The sequence below is a fragment of the Leptolyngbya sp. Heron Island J genome, assembly GCF_000482245.1.
Taxonomy (GTDB): Bacteria; Cyanobacteriota; Cyanobacteriia; order Phormidesmidales; family Phormidesmidaceae; genus Leptothoe.
The window spans coordinates 39,580-62,515 of record NZ_AWNH01000022.1 but is presented as its reverse complement, the minus strand read 5'-3'; the positions used below and the strand labels follow the sequence as shown (position 1 = coordinate 62,515).

General features: G+C 45.1%; 16 protein-coding genes. 10 read left to right on the top strand and 6 right to left on the bottom strand.

Features of this window, described 5'->3' with window-relative positions; translation table 11 throughout:
- Positions 1–44 precede the first annotated feature (44 nt).
- Complete coding sequence (nagA, locus tag N836_RS47020) at positions 45–1,199, top strand: N-acetylglucosamine-6-phosphate deacetylase (RefSeq protein ID WP_031292046.1); 1,155 nt, start codon at positions 45–47, stop codon at positions 1,197–1,199.
- A gap of 122 nt (positions 1,200–1,321) precedes the next feature.
- Positions 1,322–2,017, top strand: coding sequence for a magnesium protoporphyrin IX methyltransferase (gene bchM / locus N836_RS47015; protein ID WP_023071636.1), 696 nt, complete (start codon positions 1,322–1,324; stop codon positions 2,015–2,017).
- A gap of 26 nt (positions 2,018–2,043) precedes the next feature.
- Here bchM and N836_RS0137435 read toward each other — a convergent pair whose 3' ends face one another.
- From N836_RS0137435 to N836_RS47005, 3 genes are all read right to left on the bottom strand, one after another.
- Complete coding sequence (locus N836_RS0137435; RefSeq protein ID WP_023071635.1) at positions 2,044–3,795, bottom strand: CHASE2 domain-containing protein; 1,752 nt, start codon at positions 3,793–3,795, stop codon at positions 2,044–2,046.
- A gap of 138 nt (positions 3,796–3,933) precedes the next feature.
- Positions 3,934–4,572: a DUF928 domain-containing protein gene (locus N836_RS47010; protein WP_161634943.1), complete on the bottom strand. Its 639-nt coding sequence runs from the start codon at positions 4,570–4,572 to the stop codon at positions 3,934–3,936.
- A gap of 319 nt (positions 4,573–4,891) precedes the next feature.
- Complete coding sequence (locus N836_RS47005) at positions 4,892–9,457, bottom strand: CHAT domain-containing protein (RefSeq protein ID WP_023071633.1); 4,566 nt, start codon at positions 9,455–9,457, stop codon at positions 4,892–4,894.
- Positions 9,458–9,753: 296 nt separating this feature from the next.
- On the opposite strand from N836_RS47005, the gene N836_RS47000 reads away from it, so the two are divergent.
- The 7 genes from N836_RS47000 (at position 9,754) to N836_RS46970 (ending at position 16,918) form a co-directional block, all read left to right on the top strand.
- Positions 9,754–10,134: a DUF423 domain-containing protein gene (locus tag N836_RS47000; RefSeq protein ID WP_023071632.1), complete on the top strand. Its 381-nt coding sequence runs from the start codon at positions 9,754–9,756 to the stop codon at positions 10,132–10,134.
- Positions 10,135–10,232: 98 nt separating this feature from the next.
- Positions 10,233–11,030, top strand: a complete 798-nt coding sequence (gene egtC / locus N836_RS46995) for an ergothioneine biosynthesis protein EgtC (protein WP_023071631.1) — start codon at positions 10,233–10,235, stop codon at positions 11,028–11,030.
- 13 nt (positions 11,031–11,043) lie between these two features.
- On the top strand, positions 11,044–12,153 hold the full coding sequence (locus N836_RS46990) for a substrate-binding periplasmic protein (RefSeq protein ID WP_023071630.1): 1,110 nt from the start codon (positions 11,044–11,046) through the stop codon (positions 12,151–12,153).
- Positions 12,154–12,192: 39 nt separating this feature from the next.
- A complete protein-coding gene (locus tag N836_RS46985) occupies positions 12,193–13,416 on the top strand; it encodes an ABC transporter substrate-binding protein (RefSeq protein ID WP_023071629.1) in 1,224 nt (407 codons plus the stop codon).
- A gap of 42 nt (positions 13,417–13,458) precedes the next feature.
- Positions 13,459–14,865 carry an aromatic amino acid lyase gene (locus N836_RS46980; protein WP_071789031.1) on the top strand — a complete coding sequence of 469 codons (1,407 nt, stop codon included), beginning with the start codon at positions 13,459–13,461 and terminating at the stop codon, positions 14,863–14,865.
- Between the two features lie 159 nt (positions 14,866–15,024).
- Positions 15,025–15,597, top strand: a complete 573-nt coding sequence (locus N836_RS46975) for a TRAP transporter small permease subunit (protein WP_031292042.1) — start codon at positions 15,025–15,027, stop codon at positions 15,595–15,597.
- Positions 15,587–16,918, top strand: coding sequence for a TRAP transporter large permease (locus tag N836_RS46970; protein WP_023071626.1), 1,332 nt, complete (start codon positions 15,587–15,589; stop codon positions 16,916–16,918). The genes N836_RS46975 and N836_RS46970 overlap by 11 nt, the downstream gene beginning before the upstream one ends.
- Positions 16,919–16,960: 42 nt before the next feature.
- Here N836_RS46970 and N836_RS46965 read toward each other — a convergent pair whose 3' ends face one another.
- Together N836_RS46965 and N836_RS46960 are read right to left on the bottom strand one after the other, a co-directional pair.
- Positions 16,961–18,367 (bottom strand): MBOAT family O-acyltransferase, encoded by a 1,407-nt coding sequence (locus N836_RS46965; protein WP_023071625.1) that lies wholly within the window; start codon positions 18,365–18,367, stop codon positions 16,961–16,963.
- Positions 18,368–18,418: 51 nt separating this feature from the next.
- Positions 18,419–19,537, bottom strand: a complete 1,119-nt coding sequence (locus N836_RS46960) for a hypothetical protein (RefSeq protein ID WP_152532088.1) — start codon at positions 19,535–19,537, stop codon at positions 18,419–18,421.
- An 800-nt stretch (positions 19,538–20,337) separates the two neighbouring features.
- Here N836_RS46960 and N836_RS46955 point away from each other — a divergent pair.
- Complete coding sequence (locus N836_RS46955) at positions 20,338–21,507, top strand: MFS transporter (RefSeq protein WP_023071623.1); 1,170 nt, start codon at positions 20,338–20,340, stop codon at positions 21,505–21,507.
- 200 nt (positions 21,508–21,707) lie between these two features.
- Here the strand turns inward: N836_RS46955 and N836_RS46950 are convergent, their stop codons facing one another.
- Positions 21,708–22,817, bottom strand: coding sequence for a TRAP transporter substrate-binding protein (locus N836_RS46950; protein WP_023071622.1), 1,110 nt, complete (start codon positions 22,815–22,817; stop codon positions 21,708–21,710).
- Between the last annotated feature and the right edge of the window lie 119 nt (positions 22,818–22,936).

Here is a 22,936-nt window from a genome sequence, read left to right as displayed (position 1 = left end):
TTCCTATGGCATGATTCGTATAAAGATTTGGACATCAAGTGCCCATGTCAATTTTGCTTAATGCACGGTTACCTCACTTGTCAGGACTTTACTGTCTTGAGGTGATGAGCCATCAGCTGCGGTCTATTTTGCCGATGGCTAAGGTCGCTGCTAATGCAGTCCAAGCGATAGATTTAGAAGGAGATTGGCTTTCCCTGGGTGGAGTGGATTTGCAGATTAACGGGGCTTTGGGGCTGGCATTTCCGGATTTAACCGAGCCTCAGGAACTGCAAAAAGCCGCCAGTTTTTTATGGAGCCAGGGCATTGATGCGTTTACGCCAACGCTGGTGACGGCTCACCCTGAACAAACTCAGCGCAGCCTGGCTGTAATTCAGGCCTATCAATCTCAAGACTTTAACTCTCAGTCAGACCATGCCACGGTTCTAGGGGCGCATTTAGAAGGCCCGTTTCTCAATCCGGCTAAACGCGGAGCCCATCCTCAGGAGCATCTGCAACCGCTCTCGATAGAGCGCATGCGATCGCTACTGGGACAATATCTGGATGTGATTAGGATTGTGACCTTAGCTCCCGAAATCGACACGGCAGCGGCGGTGATTCCGTGGTTGCGATCGCACAACATTATTGTCAGCCTAGGCCATTCTCTCGCTACGGCAGCCCAAGCTCAGCAAGCCTTTGACCAGGGAGCCTCCATGGTGACCCATGCTTTTAACGCCATGCCAGGTCTACACCATCGTGAACCGGGGTTATTGGGGGCCGCGCTCACCCAGCCCAATGTGTCTGCAGGGATGATTGCTGATGGGCAACATGTCTGCCCTATGATGCTCGATCTGCTTTTGCGAGCGGGTCGAGGACGTGAGACCACAGATAAGGGTGGCCTATTTTTGGTGAGCGATGCCCTCTCTCCCCTTGGATTACCGGACGGCATCTATCCGTGGGATGACCGGGAGATTGAGGTGGTTGAAGGGACAGCGCGATTGCCTGATGGCACCTTATCGGGGACAACCCGCCCCTTGCTCGACGGTGCAAAGAATTTGGTCAAATGGGGGGTATGCAGTATTGATGAGGCGATTGCTCTGGCTACAGATCAGCCACGTCAGGCCATCGGTTTGCCAGGATTAGCCCCTAGACAAACGGTGCACTTACTCCGCTGGCATGATGATGGCACGACCTTAAACTGGCAAAGAATCTTAGAAGATTGATGAGGTCTGGCATGCAGGCCCTAAGGTTCGCTACGAACAACTATAAAGACGCACTGCATATCGCCAAAACGTAATAGGATCTGACGGTGAAGAAATCATAATGACTATTTCTGTCCAATCCTATGACAAGTGCAACTGACGATAAGACCATCGTTCGTGATTATTTTAATGCCCAAGGGTTCGAGCGTTGGAGCCGCATTTATGGGGATGGTCAGGTTAATAAGGTGCAACGGGACATTCGTGAGGGCCATCAGCAGACGGTGGACCATGTGCTCTATTGGTTTAAGCAGGATGGCAATGCTGAGGGGCTTTCTGTCTGTGATGCGGGGTGCGGTGTTGGTAGTCTCAGCATTCCTCTGGCAATGATGGGGGCCAAAGTCTCAGCCAGTGATATTTCTGAGAAAATGGTGACGGAAGCCACTGAACGAGTTAAGGAGCTACTGCTGCCTGGAGCTGTGCCTACCTTTGAGGCTAAAGATCTAGAGGCATTGGATGGTAACTATCACACGGTTATTTGTCTCGATGTCCTGATTCACTATCCCCAGGACAAAGCCGGTGACATGATTGCCCATTTGAGTTCTTTGGCAGAAGAGCGATTGATTTTAAGCTTTGCGCCCAAAAATCCTTTCTATACCGTGCTCAAACGCATTGGTGAATTCTTTCCTGGTCCTAGCAAGGCTACCCGAGCATATCTCCACAGCGAAGCTGAAATTTGTGCGGCCCTTAAGGCTAACGGTTGGAAAATTAAGCGCAAGGAATTTACGGCAACGCAATTTTATTTTTCGCGATTATTGGAGGCTGTCAAAGCTTCAGATTAAGGCTGGTCTGGTGTTCGGCTTTGGTTTTATGTGCTCTGCTCAGAAGGCTCTGACAAGTCAATGCTTTGACGGTTGAGTTTTAAGGAAAGGCTGTTGAGGGTATTCGGCTGATGTAGCCGAACACAGTTGCGTCCAGATTTTTTGGCGGTGTATAATCCCAGATCCGCCATTTCGACTAGAGCACTGGGGGGAATCTCTAGTTTGGGTATAAAGCTAGTGACTCCTAAGCTCATGGTGACGTACTCAGCTGTATCAGACGCGGCATGGGGCAAATGGTAAGTGGCTAGCTTGGTTAATATGGCTGTCGCGATCGCGATTCCCTGGGTTGCCGACGTATTGGGTAACAACACTACAAATTCTTCGCCACCGTATCGAGCATTTAAAGCGCCATTGGTTTTGACGGTAGTACGGATAGCTTGGGCCACTCGTCTAAGGCATTCATCTCCCTGGGGATGGCCGTAGGTATCATTATATTTTTTGAAGTGGTCTACATCACCCACGATCAGAGCCAGGGGCTGTTGCGATCGCAATGCCTTAAACCATGTCTGTTGAAGACTCTCGTCAAATGTCCGCCGATTCGCTAATCCAGTCAATTTGTCGTTGGTTGAGAGTACCTGGAGTTGAGTTGTTCGATGTGCTCCAATGAGGCCTGCGGCTATCCATAGCCCCAAAAGAGCCGGTACGACAGGTAGCCATAGTCCTGCAAAGTTTAGTGCGACGTAACTACTGCCAAAAACTAATAAGCTCACACCTGGGATCAGGGTTAGTCGTTGCCACAGCTTGGTTGCCTTTTGAACCAGATAGCTGCCATAGGCAGACGTGCCTATCACTAGCAGGCTTTCAATCCACTGGGGCCAGGCATGGAGTAGGGGGCGACCATCCAATGTGGTGCTGATAATCTGACTGGCAACCTCCCCATGAAGTTCTACACCAAACTTGATAGGAAGCTGCTGTTTAGAATAGCGACCCGCTGCATAAAAGATATCAGCGCTGCTCAGGGCCATACTGCCAATTAGGACAATGCGATCGCGCATTAAATCCGATGGAATTTCGTTCCGTAATACCTGTTTTAACGACACCACATCAAAAGGATTTGCCTGCTGGCGAAGATGCAACAAGATCTGGTATCCCTGAGCATCAGTTTCAACATATCCGCCTGTGTGACTTTCAATGGGAGGAAAAACAACATTATTCAGGGTGAGGACTGGCGCGTCTAAATCAGGTGTGATGTTGTAGGGATCCTCTGCTAAATAATCCAGGGCTAGGCGTAAGCCCAAGGATTCAACGACATTAGAACCATGGGCTGTAGGGAATAACACCCCCCGTCGGATACGACCGTCTGCATCAACAACAATGTCGCTGGCGGCGATTTGGTCTGTAGCTTTGAGAACTGTGTTGCCAGGTATTGAGTCTCCTGTTTCACCTCCTATTACCTTTTCAATGCCAATTAACTTAGACGTGTTGGCGAAGACTTCTGTCAGTTCTTTGGTACCAGGCTCGTTTGGTAAACTACGATAAAAGTCCAGGCCAATTACCCGAGGCTGTTGACTCTGAACTTTACGAATCAGTTCAACCATAATCTGATCGCTCACGGATGCGGTGCCTAGATAACTGTCTAAATCCGCATCGGTGATACCCACGATCACGATCCGTGGATCTGGGGATTCGGGGACTCGTAGCCCCAGCATTTTATCAAACGCGCGTAGTTCTATCATTTGCAAACAACCTAGCGATCGCAACGCTAAGACACTGCTGGCTGTAACTAAACTAGCCCACATAGTAAACCCGCCCTTATGCTTGCAGCGATGCCAGAGCGTTCTCCAAAGATCTCCTATATTGTCTGTTTTTACCAAGGGTTACTTCCCGTGTGTGATGTCTAGCAGTGCTTCCGCAACACGGTGGTGGCACCCATTAAATTAAAGATGTACCACCGCTGACAGTGTTGCCTCTGCTGAGCTTTCCCCTTGTTCCAAAAGACTTTGCACCATAGTTTCAGCATCTGTTTCTTCGTGATTCCCAGTCAACAGCACAGCGATAGCGTCGTACCAAATGCCTCGGTCAGCGTAAGCACGTGCTTGTTCCAGGTTAGATAGATGATTTACATCTAAGGATTCCCGATCTACATACTCAACAAAGCTACGGGCAGAAATTTCAGCCTGGTGATCTCCTGGGCATGAGACAAATACTGTCCAGCGATATCGTTTGCCAGCAGTTAAATGGTAGTTCTCAGGTAAGGTAAGGCTGACGACACTGGTTTTTTCAAGCTGCAGGGCGCGAGTGTATATCGGAGTGGCCAGGTCAGGGTCCGATAAATGAAATGTCATGGAAACAGGGGTAGCTGTTGTTATCTGCCAAGCCAATGTCGGCTGGGCACGGGTTGTGAGGAGGCTATCTTGGTGTTTTGGGATCAACAAGGCTAGCTGGGTAGCATGGTGGGCCGCATTACAACTGACGGCGGCCTGTCCCCGGCGACCCCCCGATAGAGTTGATTCCACACTGCCGCGATCGCTATCAGGCGTCCAACGAATGCGTTCCCCTGCATAGCTAGACGGCATCCAAGTTAGCCCCAAGCTGCTGGCTAATATGACAGATAATAGTCGGTGGTTTTGTTTTAGGATGACTGTTAGTAGTTGCGTAGTGCTGTGGGCAAACGGAATCATGGCGGGATGAGTCTAAAGCTGAGTAGAAATTGCTAAATAAATGAATGGCGGTGATGGAGAGCCCTTCAGTTGCTTTAATGTATCTTTTTTAACCTTGAAACAGGTAAAGAATACTTAAAAAAGATGTCTGTGCTGTACAGACTAAGTAAAGCTGTAGGACCGTAAGATCACTTTTTATGTCGCTATTGTTGAGGCCCGCAATGATGATTAGAGATTACTGCCAGGGGTTACCAACAAGGGTAAACCCTGCCCAGTAGAAGGGGTGAGAAAAATCTGCAGCTTTTGGTAAGTCCCACTCTGCGGCAAGCTGAAGAGTGCCCTGGGAGGTAGTTAATACATTTTTGTTGATATGGGTTTCCCCTTGAATCAACGAGAGTTGTGCCTTTTGTAGAGATGTTGACCGCAAGATAGTTTTAGGCAACTGACTGTAAAACTCGGCCATTAAGGCTAACGTCCCCACATCTGAGACGTTCCATAGGCTACCTATGGCGGTCTCAATGCCTGCAGCTGCGGCTAATCCAGTAAAGCCCAACTCGGCCTCAGGGCTGCTGAGAGCCGTGCCGCAGGCACTCAAGATTAGCAGTTCTAGCTCTGACCAGCTGAGCGCTCTCATCTGGTGGAATGTTAATGGTTCATCCCAAAATTGAATAAAAGAACGATCTAGGCTACCTGCATTAAATTCTGCATGGGTGGCGAGATGCAACAGTTTGGGTTGCTGAGATGTTTGTAAATCTAGAAAGTTATCTAGTGTAAATGTTTCATTAAGGAGAATATTACTGGCTCCGGTACTTTGGGCAACAATGTCAAGTTCAAGTGGAACTGCAGGCAGATATTCGAAGTTCCTAAACTGATTAGCCCCAGCCACCAGTGCTCGCAGGTTGGCATCAGAACGGTCAAACTGGGGCTGTGTTAATCCCATACTAGGGATGAGAGAAACTCCATATTGTTCAATCAGAAAAGTCTCTGCTTGCATCATGGCGGCGAGTGGGATTGTTCTTAGACCTTGATCGAGGGAGTAAATGACATGCTCAATTTGCTTTTGGGCTAAGTCTTGTTGTAAAGGTGCCAAAAGCCATCCATACATTTGGCGGGCTAAGGCTTTATAACTAACGGGATCTGCTGGGTCTGAGACAGCTAATCGGAATAGCTTAGCCTGTTGAGTTAACTCGGTCCGTGAGACATCAACCAACTGCTGTATGGGCTCACCATTGGCAGATACTAGGATGAGTAATAGTTGGTCCTCTGAGTTGGGTGTGTACTGAGTGCGGGGCAAGATAGAGCCCTTGATATCGTCTCTTATGGGAGACTTTGGCACAAAGATGGCATAGATGATGGCTGACTCAGTTTGATATTGCTGGTTAGCTTGATGAAGGGTCTGTTGAATAGACTGCAGTGTCATTGGCTGTGTTTGCGGTAGTTGCCAATATTCTTGATAGTCCTGACTAAAAGAGTTTTCTAGGGATTGAAAAGCTTCTTGATCAAAGGAATGGACCCGTCTGGTGGTGGTACTGATGTGTCTAGGGGATGTTGCCTCTAAGTCTAGAGGCTGCTTGGTGTTTTCTTGAATTGAGATATGGCCATTATTCAGGTGTATCAATGGCATTGTTGGAGCATCACCTTGAAGGTGTTGTGGAAGCGGAGATGGCGAGGGCTGAGATGCGGGCGTTGGACTATTGCTAGAGGTTGGTCTGACTGCAGGGAGAATATTGCTTTCAACTGCCCCGATATCAATGATGTTGCCAATAATTCTGGATCGTCCATGTTGATCGCTGGGGCTGGCCACTGAATTATCACCAGTATTTGCAGCTGGGCTATTGTGGAGCAGTTGATGGGAGGGCAACGAGCCCAGTTGGTTATTGAGGGCAGTCAGTTTTGGATCTAACGGCCTGCTGTTTGTCCCGATGAGGGGGCTCAGGGTAAATCCAGTGCTCCCTTGGTTAATGCCAACCAGGTTGTGGCCTTGATCCACGAAATGACCTTCCACATCCGGGTTTATGGGAGCACTATTATTGGCTACTAGGGTGTTAATGAGTGCTGGTGAGGTCGCTGTTATAACATTGTCGGAGATGCCTCCTCCGGAACTGGTGGCCATATTGTTGGCGATAGTTGTATTAATTAGAGTCGTGGGGCCAACAGTCCGAATGCCAGCACCTGTGATTGCTTGATTGCTTGAAACGGTGCTGTTAGTGACGTTTAATTGTGAAAGATTCTCAAATCCTAGGATGCCGGCAACTTCAATGCCGCCACCAAGGGTAGCAGCCTGGTTACTGACAATTGAGCTATTTGCGATCGCAATCTCAGTGTGAGCATCGGTAGCCAGGTTCAGAATACCGCCTCCACTGTTGGCCGATAAATTATTACTAATCAGTGTGCTATCAATTACGATATGACCACCTGTGTAATTGAGAATGCCGCCTCCACCATCATAGGTATCTGTGCCTGTGGCCTGGTTATTCGCAACTGTACTCTGCAATAGTGTTAGATCTCCCTGGTTATAGAGTCCGCCTCCCCTTTTTGCCATGTTGTCTAAGAAGTGACTGGCTCTGATCTCACTATCGTCACTTAGAAAAATTGCTCCACCTGTATGAGCGGCTCTGTTGCTAGTGAAGTTAGCTGTGCCAATAGTGAGAGCTCCTGCACTAAAGATTGCACCACCGTTAGCTCCTGCGATATTTGAAGAGAACTCACTATTAGAGAGATGAAGCGTTCCAGAGGAGGCAACGTTGATGGCACCAGCATTGTCTCCAGATTGATTATTGGTAAACATGCTATCAACAACTATGGCTGAGCCTTCAGCGATGTCAATCGCACCACCGTTAGAGCTAGTGCGATTATGATCAAAAATGGTGTCAGATAGAGTGAGCGAGCCTTTATTGTGAACAGCGCCACCATCCCGAGTACTCCCTGTCGATTCATTATTGGTAAATCTGACATCACTAATGGCAACAGTGTCGCCAAAATTTCTGAGCCCGGCACCTTCCGAGATACTGAGACCATCCTGGATGGTTAACCCAAGCAGATTAACGTTGTTTCCTTGACTTGTAATTTCAAAGACTCGATGGTTACCAGTACCACTGTTATCAATATCACCACTAATATAAGTCCTCTCTTGACCTTGGCCCATGAGAGTTAGAGGATGATCAATGGTGATGGTATTTCCCTCTCGATAGATTGTTTCTGCCAGGGTGACGGTGCCTCCGTGGGCAACTGCATCGATGCCATTTTGAATGCTGCCATTCTCTCCTATATAAACCGTATTAGCTGATCCGGAGAGCTGACCACTGCCTTTGAGAGTTATGTATTCGTTGAGATTTAAGCTATCTGTGTCGAGGAATAAGTTGTTCTGAGCACTATTTTGACTGGCATCAATGGCTGTGTTGATAGTGATGGAGTGGGTGCTCTGTAACGTGACATTGGTGTTGTCCAAAGCCGCAACGATGGTGGCAGCGCTAATGCTACTGCTAAAAGCGTCGTTAGTATCGGTGTCAATGCTTCCCACACCGGCATCAACGACACTAAGCTCCATGGGGTCAATGAGCCATAGGCCCGCGATTCCTTGTTCCGCAGTTGTTGTTACAGTCGCGTTGTCGCCAATAATCAGTTCATGGAGCCCTGAGGTTTCTACCAGGCCCCCATTCCCTGTTGCAGATTGTGCTGATATCTGGCCATCAAAGATAGTGGTGTGGTCTGACCAGACGGCTACTTGGCCGCCATCACCCTCGATGGTGTCGGCGAGTAGAGTAGTCTCACCAGTGATACTGATCTGGGTAGCGTGTGGTAATCCGCCTTCTCCGTGAAAATCGCCGCCGATTCGAATGATCCCCCCTGCGGTTGTGCCCGAAGCATTTAATGTACTATCAAGTACCTGAATGCTATGGCCTAAGAGATTGATTTCTCCCCCTGTTATTCCTTGAGTAGAAAGATTTCCAGTATTCTGAAGGCTAAAAGACGGCTGGTGTTCGCTGGTAATATCGCGATAGACCAGGTTGACTTCGCCATCATTACTGACAACTAGCTCATTACTGTGGGATAGATTTCCTCCCGTCATCAATGCAGGTAGAGTGTCTGTAACCTCAGCATCAGTACTAATTTCCAGGCTCAGTAAGCCATCGACCTGTTCTAGGCGAATAGTTTGACCAGGGTCTGGGGCAAAAAGGGTGATTTCACCCTCAGGAGCGTTTAATGTCCCTGTATTGATGACCTGAGGGGCTAACAGTCTTAGGCTTTCTCCGGCGCGAACGGTCAGTTGCCCGTGGTTAACGATGGTGGCTGGACGACTAAAGCCAAAATGGCTCGGTGGAGTGACTAACGTGCTGTAGTCCGCATCACTGAGAAGGTCGAGCCATTGATGGGGAGTACCAAGATGAGTGGCCGTTGTGGCTGTAAATGAACCATTGAGATTAAGACGAGCATGGGGGCCGAAGATGAGCCCAGCCGGATTCACTAAATAAAGATCGGCATTGCTACCGGTAATTTGTAGGAGACCATCAATATTGGATGCAGTACCACCGATTATTTCGCTCAGTACTGTGTGGGTGTTTGAGCTGGTTATAAAGTTAGCGGTCTCCTGTTGGTTGAGATTGAATTGCTCAAAGCGATGGAAAAGATTGCCTGCTGATTGTGTGCCACCACTGATGTTGATGAGGCCATTGTCTGAAACATTGACCTGGGTTGTTTGATCCCTGGGGACGATGGGTTGGGCGAGTGCTGTATCGGTGATTCCACTGCCAATCAAGGGCAGTAATGTAAACACTACTGTTGCTTTGGTCAAGACGTCCATTAGCACTCAGACTCAATTGAGAATGATTAAGAGTTCAAACAACAACAGCGATAAGTTGTGGGGGCGCTATCGCGATTGCTCCATAAAAAATTGGTTTGATTCCAGAGTGGGGGAGTTCTCGATTGTTTTTTCACGGATGAGACCAGCCATTCCGATAAAACACCCTACGTAAAACTAGCCAACTTGACAATAAGATTTGCTGAAGTAAATCAACATCGGTTGCTTTAATCACAATCCCTAAGACAGAGTGGCAGAGCATTGTTTACTCTGTAGAAGTTCGTTTTTCTAACTACACTATGACTGCTCGTCTGTGTATTGCGATCGCATCCATCTTAGGTGGTCTATCTGTGGCAGGTGGTGCTTTTGGAGCCCATGCCCTCAAAGCACAGCTGACTGAGAAAGCCCTAGGCACCTTTGAGATCGGCACCCGCTACCAGATGTATCATTCCCTGGCTTTGCTCCTGGTAGGACTTCTATGGCTACAAATTCCTGATAATCGCTGGTTTAGCTACGCTAGTTGGGCCTTTATTCTCGGTATTGTGATTTTTTCCGGTAGTCTCTACGGCTTGAGCCTATCTGGTATCAAAGTCCTAGGTGCTGTAGCCCCCATCGGTGGACTGGCCCTGATAATTGGCTGGGCACTTTTAGCCACGGCTGCTTTCTCTCTGACAAACTAAAGAATCAGGATATAAATTTTGTGTTTTGAGTGTGCCTCCATGTGGTTAATTTCAAGGCACAAAAATCGTGAATTCAGCTTTTTCTGTCTCCGACTGCCATGTGCCGTTTACTTGCCTATTTAGGCGTACCTATTCCCCTCGAAGAGCTTATTCTCAAGCCCGAGCATTCCCTGCTGGTGCAAAGTTATCAACCTAAGGAATTGGAAGTCGCGTTGCTGAATGCTGATGGGTTTGGCCTTGGCTGGCATCATCCTGACGATATTACCGTGGAGCCTTTTGTATATCGGAATGTGCTTCCCATTTGGAATGACGCCAACTTGCCGCATCTATGCCGCTACATTCAAGCTCGATCATTTGTTGCCAATATTCGGAGTGCTACACCAGGCTTACCCCTAGACTTTAGTAACTGTCAGCCGTTTCGCCATGGTCAGCTTCTATTTGTTCACAATGGCTATATTGATAAGTTTCGCCAAACTCTCTATCGCCCCATGCGCGATTTAATTGGTGATGTCGCTTATCAAAATATCTACGGTCTAACGGACTCTGAACATATTTTTGCGCTGATTACCCATTTGTTAGAGCTTGAGCCTCAGCTAAAGCTTTTGGGTGCCTTAGAACAGGCTATTGAAATCGTTCAGTCTTTAGCCAACACCTATGATGTGAGGGTCTCAGGTGTAATTGTCCTCAGTGATGGTCAGCAGCTAGTGGCAGCCCGGTTTGATAATCAAGCCAAAGCGCCTTCATTTTATTTACTGCGCCAGGCTGAAGGCATTATTCTCGCCTCTGAGCCTTTATTTGAAGATGATTGGGAACCGTTGGCTCAAACCCAGAGCTTGACAGTTACAGCCAGAGATTTGCAACCTCGTATTCATAGCAATCATATTGAAAACATATAGACAAGTTAAAAGAATGGAACCGCTACTAAAATATAAGCTCAATGAAAAAAAGACTGTCGACTGGTCAACAGCTTTGATGTTGTCACTACTAATACCAGTTCTAGCTGTTTTTTTTATTATTTATGGCTCTTCAAATCCTCAGGTAGCGGAAACCATTAAGCCAGCTATTTTCGTCGCTGGAGAATATTCTCCTTTTAGTGGAGAAATGGTGGACGAGTATGGCATTGCCTCAGCAGTTATTTTCGAAGCAATGAAGGAAGCTGGTTACCAAGCTGAATTTAAATTCATGCCATGGTTCCTAGGTCAAGAGGCAGCATACGAAAGTGAAGTGAACCACGATATACGAGGTATTTTTCCCTACATAAAAACCCCAGACAGGGAAAAAGACTTTTATTTCTCAAGTCCTATTTTAGATGTAGAGACATCCATTTTCTTTAACCTCAAAAATAATCCTGAACTGCTGCAGTTTCAATCTTTTCAGTCTCTTAAAGGATACAAGCTACTACCTATCGAAGGATATCGTTATCCGCCAGATATCCAAAAAATATCTCAGACATCATTTTTTGCTAAAGATAATGTTGATGCATTTTCAAAACTGCTTACCAATTCTCAAGTGCAAATGGTGGCGGAAGCAACAGAGGTTGGTAAAGAAGTGCTGCGAGAAAATTTTCCTCGGCAGCAGCAAGATATTCAACATATTCCATTGTACAGTGTGCCATTCTATCTGATGGCATCTAAGAAAAATCCAAGTAATAAACGCTTAATTGAGGAATTTGATTCTGCGCTTAGATCGTTAGGTCAAGAAGGAATTGATAAGATTGCAACAAGAGTTCTCAATAAAATCGATGAAAAAAGACTGGTGATTTTACATCCATTTTCTAGTGATGGACAACTGAAAGCTCTTTTTGATAAGCAAGATAAAAACTATATCTTATTAGCTAATGGCACCAAAGCAGTGGTTGAGATGTGGCCTGATTCTTATCTGAATGCAAGTATTTCAAGTGATTTAGATGGTCTCAATGATATAGATGAATTAGTGCAGGTTCGCATCTTAAATGGCCCCCTCAGAAGACAGATACTTTTTGTCGATGCTAGAGCATTAGACATTGGAGGAAGTATTTAGGTCAAAAGCCTAGCTAGCACAGAACTTCTGAGGGGAATCATGCCTAATAGAAAAAAATATACGTTTCCGTCTGGCCTTATAGCTAATACTGGTTTTGCAATTGTTTTTATTGCCTACATAGGATTATTAGTTGTACTGCTTTTATCCGAGTTAGGAATTTTGGAATGGTTGCGGGCAACTAACCAAGTTCTGGTCTTGTTAGGATTGCTATTTTTGCCATTTCTTTTACTTGCTTTAGCTCAGGCAATCACGTCATTTACTCTGAAGTTACCAGGACAAGATATAGAAGTTGAAATATCACGACAAGTACAGAATATCCAGTCAAAAGTTGATGAGGTCAAAAATGATATCTCTGTGCAACTAAGCACTGCGGAACAGGCACTTTGGCCAATATTGGCAGGTCGAGATATAACGGCAGGGGAACGTTTGCAACAGAAACGTCTGATTATTGGCTCAAAACTTGATGTTTCACAGGTATTTTTTGCTCATTTTTTGGCTGATTGGATTGAAAATACGGTACCAGGAACACAATGTGAATTAAGGGTACCTAATGGGGGGAGCTTAAAAAACTTTGCTGACCTACAAAATAATTGGATTGATATGTATGTTGACTTTACAGGAACATGTCTTCAATTTTTCAATATCAACCATCAAAAAAAGTCCTTAGATGAATTAATTGAGAACCTTAATCAATATGGCAGTAAGCTTGGCCTGCGATGGATGAGACCTTTAGGTGCATCAGAGGGTTACAGCATAGTAATGCATCAGGAAACAGCTGAAAAATATGGAATTCTGGAAATAGCTGATCTACGTTGGGCCGCTCATGAATTAACTTTTTCTGCAGATCCTGAATTTCTCAATCGAAAAGATTGTTACTTGGGTTTAGCTTCAAGGTACAATCTGAATTTTCTGAGGGTGGAGCCCTGTAATATAACGGCTCGATATGAATTACTGAATAATAAAATTGCAGATGTATTTGTGGGATATGAAACAGATCCAGAACTGTATCAACCTAGGGTTTTGACGTTAACTGATGCTGAATCTTTCTTTCCCTCTTATGAGGCGATTCCATTGGTTAGTCAGAAAGCGCTTGATAGCATTCCAGGTTTGTCTGAGTCTTTACTGAAATTAGAAAATGTAATCACTACAAAACAGCTAATTAATTGTATTTTTGAGCTACGTCAGCGTAATCTTGATCCGGCGGCGGCTCGTGAAATAGCTAAAAAAATACGCCTTGCAACTGCAGATGCTAATGACAGATAGTGACAGCTCTGTTCTATTAACTGTTGAAAGTTAATCCATACTATGAAACGCTTGCAAAAATGTTTGGATCACATCGCAGGTCATGAGCTTCCAACTGACTGGTATGCTGCAAGGGATAGAATAGAACGTGAGCGATCGTTTTTTTTATCCTTACTTGCTCAGCCATCTTCTCGGATGTATGGTGCCAATACACGGGTTGGTCATCGCGATACAGAAGTTCTGCCTGAGGCGGAAATTCAAAAGTTTAATACAGATTTTTTGAGTAGTCATACGATAGGTGTTGAGCCCTGGTACTCGAAATATGAGACTGCCTGCATCAATTATGCAAAAGCGTATTCCCTGGCCGCAGGTGGCACCGGCATTTCACTAAAGCTGTATGACATTATTTTGAGAGCGCTTAATGATGTCAGATTTATACCCAAAATCCCAAAAGATTCTTCCTACTCCTGCGGCGATGTCATCCCTGGTTCTCACTGGGCGGCTTCTGTTCTGAAATATGCAGAAAATAATGACGAATATTATGCCGGGCCAGGTGAAGTTATGGCTTTGGTCAACGGTTCATTCATTCATGTTGGCTATTCTATTGCGCTAGTTAGAAAAATTAGTTGTATTTGGATGCTTTTTTTAGAGACTACCAAATTAAACAACGTACTGGTGGGGGCAAACAAGAGCAACTTTTATACTCCTTTAGTAAGGCATCACAGCGAGTTATTGAGACAGTACTTAGAAAAGTATATAGGTAGTAAATATTCTGATTACGAACGGCAAAATCCGATCTCTATTCGATCAACCCCGCAGCTGTTAGACAGCTTAACAGATTCAATTTATAGCTTTTTGTTAGAAATTGATGGATTGCTCGAATTACCATCGAGTAATCCTTTATATTTTTCTGATTTTGAATTTCCCTTGTCACAATCTAGTTTTCTTGCTCCTTCATTGAGTATTAAATCTGGAGCACTAATTGAGTCCATATTGATATTGATGTGGGCAAGTGTCAGTAGGACTAAGTATCTACTATGTGGTGCCGTTCAAGGAATACCCAGTGATGGGGCTCATGCCCATAATGCTTTGCAATTTATTCAGTATCCAAAACTTATGCAGAGCATTTTGGAAAAAAGTCGACAGTTAGTGAGTAGAAGGATCTTTGCTTCTGGTTCAGATACTTCACAAGGAATTGAAGATCTATGGACATATGGTGTCAATGTATGTTCTCAGCTAGATGATTTATATCAAAATTGCACTCATCTTTTAATTCTTGAGCTTTATATTAATGTGACCTGTTGTGACCTATTTGCTAATAAGAAATACGAGAATAATGAAATTAATGAGTATGTGCTTGGCAATGCTAGTTTAGGTGACGCAATTGCAAAAATTAGGCTAGCGGTAGAGGCAGGGGCTTTGTCTGATGCCAAGGCTTTATTTGCAGAATGTATTGGTCTCACTGCCTGATGCCTTAGATGCGATCGCTAAAACCTTATCCAACTCTTGCAGGAGATACCCCAAATCTGAGGTCTGAATTACTGTATGCAAGATTGCAAATTGTTCCCTTGCTCAGGATACGCTGCCTCGGCGGTATAAAATACGACGGTAGAAAATTGGCAATAGGTTTTGCGCTCCTTACTTTCTGTTGCTCGTAGGATAGATGCATTTACTAATCAAGTAGGAAAGTTTGCCTACTGGTTAGTGCTAGCGATGATTGGCATGGGTACCTGGAATGTCATGGGTCGCTATCTAGGCAATTTAGTCGGCCAAAATTTGAGTTCTAACGCGCTGATTGAAACTCAATGGTATCTATTTGATATCGTCTTTCTACTAGGGGCTGCCTACACTCTACAAAAAGGTGGTCATGTTCGAGTTGACGTATTTTACGATCGCTGGTCTCGTCGCCAAAAAGCCTTGGCTGACTTTATCGGGACAATACTTTTCTTGATCCCGTTTTCGGCCCTGGTAATTTATTTCTCTTGGGGAACGGTCGTTAGATCCTGGGTGGTATGGGAAACATCGCCGGACCCTGGTGGTCTACTGCGGTTTCCCATCAAGACCATGATTTTGGTGAGTTTTGGGCTGCTGATCTTGCAGGGCATTTCAGAAGCGATTAAAAATTGGGCGATTTTCTCGGGGAATTTACCGGCAGACGAAACCCGTGATGATCTCAATAGGGAGGCTGGAGATGCTAACTGATTGGTTGGGGCCGCTGATGTTTGGCGGAGCCCTGGTGCTCCTATCGCTGGGTTATCCGGTGGCGTTTTCCCTGGGAGGGGTAGCCATACTGTTTGGTTCTATTGGTATTGCCCTGGGTGTATTTGACCCTGTCTTTCTGACTGCGATGCCGCAGCGAATCTTCGGCATTATGAATAATTTCACTCTACTGGCGATTCCCTACTTTATTTTTATGGGAGCCATGTTGGAGAAGTCGGGGATTGCAGAAAACCTGCTGGAAACCATGGGCAGCCTGTTTGGTCGACTGCGGGGTGGGTTAGCGATCGCAGTCGTTGTTGTAGGCGCACTGCTAGCGGCAACAACCGGAGTTGTTGCCGCTACGGTAGTCACCATGGGGCTAATTTCCCTACCGACGATGCTGCGCCATGGCTATAACAAGGACGTTGCGACAGGTGTTATTGCTGCGTCAGGCACCCTTGGCCAAATCATCCCACCTAGCATTGTGCTGGTCGTTTTAGCCGATCAGCTAGGCGTATCTGTTGGGGATTTATTTTTGGGATCATTTATCCCAGGGTTGCTGATGGCTGGGGTATTCGTTGTACATGTCGCTGTCATTGCCTTGGTCCGACCTGATTTACTGCCTGCGTTACCCCCAGACTTATTAAAAACTAGGGGGCAAGCCCTAGTTTTTAAGGTCTGTAAAGTGATGGTGCCACCGCTAGTGCTGATTTTGCTGGTGTTAGGCAGCATTTTCTTTGGTATTGCTACACCGACAGAAGCGGGTGCTTTGGGAGCTGTTGGTGCCATGATATTGGCGGCCTTTAATCGGCAGCTAACTATCAGCAGTTTGCGGGAAGTTTGTGACAGCACACTGCGAACCACCACCATGGTGATTTTTATCCTGTTGGGGTCTACAGCCTTCAGTTTGGTGTTTCGCGGATTACGGGGAGATAGCTTTATTTTTGATGTGCTGACCAATTTACCTGGAGGTAGCCTCGGCTTTTTAGTCGTCAGCATGGTGACGATTTTTATCCTCGGCTTTTTTATCGACTTTTTTGAAATTGCCTTTATTGTGATTCCTCTATTTGCACCAGTAGCTCAACAGTTGGGCCTAGACCTAGTGTGGTATGGGGTGATTATTGGAGCTAATATGCAAACGTCATTTTTAACCCCACCGTTTGGATTTGCCCTATTTTATCTACGTGGTGTGGCTCCTAAAGATGTCTCTACAGCCAATATCTATCGAGGCGTTGTGCCATTTATTGCACTGCAGTTGCTGGTATTAGTAGCAATTATTGCGTTTCCATCTTTGGTGAACTGGTTGCCGTCGATTAGTAGTTAAAAATATGCAAGTGTCCTCTAGGGAAGCAACTGGAAAACCCTACTAAAACTGGAAATATATAAACGGTGCATAGCCTGTGGACATCAGCAGCATGACGACTGCCACCGTGTATCCATATCCGATGGCGAATACCTGATTAGGCAGTTTTTCGATGATCTGTGTCCAGGACATGCGAGCAGATACCCAATGTAACGCTGCAAGACCGACCAAAATTAACCAAAGACGGGGCTCAAGTTGTTGACTACCTGGAGATTGAAATAAGACGTACGCTTTGGCGACTGATAATGCATCGATAAAGCTATTAGCGCGAAAGAAAATCCATGTGAAACATACCCAATAAAAAGTGATACCAACTCCCCAAATTTTAGAGGTTTGATTAATTAGGCTTTTCTTATTCCAAAGCTGACTCCACTCCTTATGACACACTAGTGCAATCCCATGAAGTGCTCCCCAGACAACGAATCTCCAAGCAGCTCCATGCCAGAGACCACCAATCAGCATAGTGATTATCAGGTTTCGGTATGTAGCAATTGTGCCATCACGATTTCCTCCTAAAGGAATGTATAAGTAATCTCTTAACCAGTTTGATAGGCTAATGTGCCATCTTCTCCAAAATTCTGTGATGCTACTTGAGAAATATGGGGCATCAAAATTGACACAGAGGTTATAGCCTAATAACCCTGCGCAGGCGATGGCCATATCAGAGTAACCAGAAAAATCACAATAAATTTGAACAGCATAGGACATAGTTGCCAACCAGCCACTTAAAGCGGTGTAGCTATCAACTGCTGAAAAATAATTGTCTACAAAGGGCGCTAAATTATCCGATATACATGCCTTTTTGAAGAAGCCTACTATAAAGAGCACTAAACAGGCTTTTACATTGACATTTCTAAATTTTTGAATAGCTGTGAGTTGAGGCAGAAAGTCTGATGCTCGAACAATAGGACCTGCTAAAAGTTGAGGGAAAAATGCGACAAAGCACGCTAAATTCAAAAAGTTTTTTTGGGGCGTCAGCTTACCAAAATAGATATCTAGTGAGTAACTGAGGGTTTGTAATGTATAAAAACTGATGCCAGCAGGCAGGATAATATTAATATTAATTGAGTTGAATGACAGGCCTGTGGTGTCAAATAGATGGACCAGTGAATCAACAAAGAAATTATAGTATTTGAAGAAACCAAGAATTCCAAGGTTAATAGATAGACTGAGTGTCAACCAGGCTTTTTTGGCGATTTGAGTATTACTATCATAGATTTTAAGCCCTGTCATGTAGTCTACAAAAGTAGAGCCAATAATAAGGGATAAAAATCTCCAATCCCATATCCCATAGAATATGTAACTGCAAATAAGTAACCAAAGCTTCTTCCAGGTTTTGTTTGGCAATTTCCAATAGATTGAAAATACCAATATAAAAAACAGAATAAATCTAAATTCTGTAAAAATCATAATGATAAAAACTAAAAATTATAGATCCTGAACTTAAACAGTTAATTGAGTTTAGAAATTTTTAGTTTTAATTGCCTGAATAAAATCTTGTGCTAGCTCTTGACTAAAATTATTAGCAGTTTGAATGTTTAGATGCTCTGGATCATGGCGATTCTCTGCATCATAAAATTGTGGATAATCAGATGGATTGTTATAGGCAAATAAAGTAGGAATTAAATCTTCCTCATGAGCTTGATATAAATCTTGAGCAGTATTTAATGTCGGTGTAATGATAAAAAATGGAGTTGCTCCTGCTGCATGGACCGTGTCTATGATCTTACTTAGTAAAATACGCTTATTGTCAGGTAGATCATTATCTTTTTCTGTTCTATTTTTGTGGTAATTAATCAGTTTTTTGACATCTTTTTGATAATCGAATTGGTCAGCTAAAAATAACTGTCTTAAGTCATTGTAATGATTGCTGGTTATGCCTAGAAAACCCTTATTGGCTTCATATATTTTCTGATCTCTTTGGCTTTCTAAGCTTTGAGTTTCTGAGGGCCATAGGTGATTGGAAATAATACCTATATTTAATTGATGATATATATACGGGAGGATGTGACTGCTAATTAAAATAGCTTTGTTGAATGCCGATTCCTCAGAATTGATGATGTATTCAATTGCGATGCGTGTATTGCTGAAAGTATGCCAGTAAATTGAGCGTTTTGTTCGAGCATTGGCAATAGGCTCATATCCCTTATCTAACGAGATTTCAATAAATACCCACTCTAAATGTTCTGGTGCATCTTGCAGCACGTCTCTCAGAAGAACATAGCTGTGTATTTCTCGTATAGCAGGTATGCCAAAATTATAACTGCTAATCTCTAAACCTTCTGATTTAGCTACTTGATCGATGACTTCTGGATTGATGTGATTTAAGACTCTGCTAGAGCCAAAGAATAGCGTGTTGTAGTTGTCTTTATGGGCTTGATAGTAAGTTTTTTTGGGACTGATAAAACCTATGTTTTGAGGGATTTTGGGAGGCGTTATTATTTGAGTTAAAGAATGAGATGTGATGAAAACTGAAAGTCCTGCTAATAAGCTGTATTTTAAGACTTTAATGAGAGTGTTGTTTTTTGTAGATGGAAACTTCACTGCTATTCTTTTTCTAGGTTTCGTAGCTTGATTCATCGCAGATTATTGTTGGCTATCTATTGAATTCCAGAGGTGAATTACCTCTCTTCAATGATTTTCTGAGAGCTTGTATAAGCAGTATCAAATATGCTGTCTGATCCCCGTATATTCACTCAGCTTGATGGACTTAAGATAAATGTCCCTAGAATTGGAAAAGCTGAGGGGGATATCCAATACTGAATTCTATGTTGAGGAGCCCTCTGAGAGATTTTGGTAGCTCTAGAATTTTTGCTTATAGGGTGTACTTGCTAAGCTTTAGTCACCAGGAGAACAGCTATGTGAAAATTTACGTAACTTGATATGACAATTCAGAGAGGTTAGAAGTTCCCTGTTTGAAAATGACTAAAAGTTTTTGCTAAGCATCAGTAAGCATCAGCTATTGGGCCAGATTTACTGATTGATCGGCTCTACATAGTGAAGTGATGGTTATGTAGATGTTGAGAATGTATGGTTCTCGCTGTTTATCAGAGCATTGCTGTCAAGCTAGTTCTTGGTAAGTAAGATTTATATGACGTGTGGGGTAGTCAGGTGAAAAAACTCCACTACATCAACGGGCTGCGCTGCCCTAAAAACCTGGTTTAATGCCAAGCGGTGAAAACACTAGAGCGTTCTATTCATTTGCTTTATTGGCTGGAACGCTATGCTATTGCCGATTGGGGTAGTTCCCCACTGGCCAGAAATACCCCGTAAATCATGAATGACTATTCTTTGTAAGCACGCTAAGTTGATTTCAATGTGTTCATCTTGCAAGGTGTTGCTGCTTTAGGTCCCTGTTATTGACTTATAAGGTGATGCGTATGGGTACTTCAGCTTTAGTAGGACGACGAATTCTCTGGTTGCAGGTCTTAGGCCTAGCGGCTGTCCAAGGGGCGATTTCCCTGACTTGGGTGATTTACAATCTCTACTTGGATGATTTATTACTGGCTCTGGGATTTTCAGCCAGTTTAGCCACAATGCTATTGGTGATTGAAAATGCCATGGGGGCATTGATGGAACCCCTGATGGGGAGTTTCTCTGACCAGCGTCAGCATTGGGTAGGCAGTCGTTTTCCGCAAATTGCTCTGGGCATGATTGCTTCTGCTCTTTGCTTTATGGGTATCCCGTTGGTTGTGCTTGGCGGTCTATCGTTGAAATTGCTAATGCCTGTAGCTCTAGTAGCTTGGGCATTGGCGATGACCATTTTTCGCAGCCCTGCCTTATCGCTGCTAGGGCGCTATGCGTTTGAGTCTGACTTACCTCAAGCTGCTAGTGTTTTGACGATGGTAGGTGGAGTGACCGGCGCTATGGCACCCATCGCCAGTGATTTTATTTTAGGGTTAGGTCCCCTGACTGCATTTTCGATTGGTACGGTGGTGTTGCTATTAGCAGCCTTGGTGCTAAGGCAGGTTCACCCAAATAAAACGGTGGCTAATTCTCCTTTGTCTGTGGGAGCTAATGCGCCGATGCAATGGGCAAATTTGCCTTGGGTCTTTATGACGGGAGTAGGTGTGGCTTCAGGGCTACGGTTATTGCTGCAGAGTTTTTCTGCAGCAGTAGCGGCAACTGGTTTTAGTCAGCCAAAGTTGATCATGGTGGTGCTATTTGTCACAGTGGCGCTGAGTGCGTTGCCCTGTGGTCAGTTGGCTACACGTTTGGGGAATCGGACAGCGATGTTCTTTGGTTTTGTTGGATTGATCGTGGCTACAGGTGTGACCATGATGATGGGGTCGGCAGGGGTGGCGGTTGTGGTTGCGATCGCAATCGGCATTGCCTTTAGCCTGGTTGCCAATGGCACCTTACCCTATGCCCTATCGATGGTGCCCGCCTCAAAAGCAGGCTTAGGGACCGGTCTCTACTTCAGCGGTGGAGCTGTTGCCATCAGTGTATTGAGTGGTGTGGGAGCCAATCTTGGTTTGACCGTATCGTTGTTAATCGCGGCTATCAGCTTTGCAGTAGCAGCAGGTTGTGTTGTAGCGAAGCAACCATAAGCACGATAAACTAGGCTACGACGATGGCGAAGGACGGAAGAGTGAGGACGGAAGACGAAGGAAAATACTGTTAGTAGTGATATTTTCGGTCTCTCAATAGTCCTAACCAACTCTGCAACTGCGTCACAAAAGAGCGGAATTCTAAAGAAAACAGCTGTGAACTGCTGCCGAATTGTAAGTTGATATTTAGTGGCTTACTGCTAAGCTTCTTGGTTGGCAAACCCTGCGAAACCTAACTCATTAAGTCGATTCCAACTATAGACAGAATCACGGAAGGACTTCCACTGATCGTAGATCTCCTTAAAGGTGGCATCCTGACTGGCGGTTTCTTCGTAGATTTCAAAGGCGGCTTTTTCAGCAGCGGCCAGGATCTCGTCGCTGAACGGTCTGAGCTGAGCTCCAGAGTCGAGCAGGCTTTTGAGAGCGGCTCCATTGACGGCATCGTATTTGGCCAGAGTACTCATATTCGACTCTATACAGGCGGTCTTAACGACTTCTTGGTAGGTTGGTGGTAAGGATGTCCAGGCATCCATATTGATCATCATGTCAAAAGAGGGACCGGGTTCCCACCACCCGGGATAGTAATAAAACTGAGCGATGTCTTGGAGTCCTAATTTTTCATCGTCGTAAGGGCCAACCCATTCAGCGGCGTCAATAGTCCCCCGTTCCAGGGCCACAAAAATTTCGCTGCCGGGGAGATTCTGAACGTTTACGCCTAATTTGGCCATGACCTTGCCACCTAAGCCAGGAATCCGCATTTTGAGTCCCTTGAGGTCTGCAGCTGTTGCGATCTCTTTATTAAACCACCCCCCCATTTGGACTCCGGTATTGCCGGCTGGAAAGGTAATCGCATTAAAAGTTGCATAGAGCTTCTGCATGGCTTCTAATCCTCCGCCGTGGTAGAGCCAGGCGTTCTGCTGTTGGGCGTTCAGGCCAAAGGGCACAGTAGTGCCAAATGCTAGGGCTGGGCTTTTGCCGACATAGTAATAGGCTGCGCTGTGGCCACATTCCACGGTGCCATTCTGCACAGCATCTAGCACCTGTAGGCCAGGAACGATTTCGCCACCAGCGTAGGGTTCAATGGTAAACCGACCATCGGTCATGGCAGCAATGCGATCGCACACAATTTCAGCTGCACCATAGAGCGTATCCAGCGATTTGGGCCAGCTAGTGGCCATTTTCCATCGCACCGTTGGCAATGTGGCCCCATCACTTGCGGCAGTGGGTGTGGTTGATTGAGCACAGGCCGTTAATGCCGCGCTACTGGCCGCGCCAGTCAAGCCATAACCAATTAACTGTCGACGTCTCATAGTGACTAAAGCCTTGCGGGTATGATGAAAAAATGAGCGTGTATCAGTCTATACAAGTAGCTCAGGCACCATTAAATCACTTTGCCATAGAGAATTAATAACCTTGGCAATAGTCGTTA

Bases quoted from the DNA above. Each gene is read 5' to 3' on its own strand.
- nagA (WP_031292046.1), top strand. From the start codon at position 45: ATGTCAATTTTGCTTAATGCACGGTTACCTCACTTGTCAGGACTTTAC.
- bchM (WP_023071636.1), top strand. From the start codon at position 1,322: ATGACAAGTGCAACTGACGATAAGACCATCGTTCGTGATTATTTTAAT.
- N836_RS0137435 (WP_023071635.1), bottom strand. From the start codon at position 3,795: ATGTGGGCTAGTTTAGTTACAGCCAGCAGTGTCTTAGCGTTGCGATCG.
- N836_RS47010 (WP_161634943.1), bottom strand. From the start codon at position 4,572: ATGCCGTCTAGCTATGCAGGGGAACGCATTCGTTGGACGCCTGATAGC.
- N836_RS47005 (WP_023071633.1), bottom strand. From the start codon at position 9,457: ATGGACGTCTTGACCAAAGCAACAGTAGTGTTTACATTACTGCCCTTG.
- N836_RS47000 (WP_023071632.1), top strand. From the start codon at position 9,754: ATGACTGCTCGTCTGTGTATTGCGATCGCATCCATCTTAGGTGGTCTA.
- egtC (WP_023071631.1), top strand. From the start codon at position 10,233: ATGTGCCGTTTACTTGCCTATTTAGGCGTACCTATTCCCCTCGAAGAG.
- N836_RS46990 (WP_023071630.1), top strand. From the start codon at position 11,044: ATGGAACCGCTACTAAAATATAAGCTCAATGAAAAAAAGACTGTCGAC.
- N836_RS46985 (WP_023071629.1), top strand. From the start codon at position 12,193: ATGCCTAATAGAAAAAAATATACGTTTCCGTCTGGCCTTATAGCTAAT.
- N836_RS46980 (WP_071789031.1), top strand. From the start codon at position 13,459: ATGAAACGCTTGCAAAAATGTTTGGATCACATCGCAGGTCATGAGCTT.
- N836_RS46970 (WP_023071626.1), top strand. From the start codon at position 15,587: ATGCTAACTGATTGGTTGGGGCCGCTGATGTTTGGCGGAGCCCTGGTG.
- N836_RS46965 (WP_023071625.1), bottom strand. From the start codon at position 18,367: ATGATTTTTACAGAATTTAGATTTATTCTGTTTTTTATATTGGTATTT.
- N836_RS46960 (WP_152532088.1), bottom strand. From the start codon at position 19,537: ATGAATCAAGCTACGAAACCTAGAAAAAGAATAGCAGTGAAGTTTCCA.
- N836_RS46955 (WP_023071623.1), top strand. From the start codon at position 20,338: ATGGGTACTTCAGCTTTAGTAGGACGACGAATTCTCTGGTTGCAGGTC.
- N836_RS46950 (WP_023071622.1), bottom strand. From the start codon at position 22,817: ATGAGACGTCGACAGTTAATTGGTTATGGCTTGACTGGCGCGGCCAGT.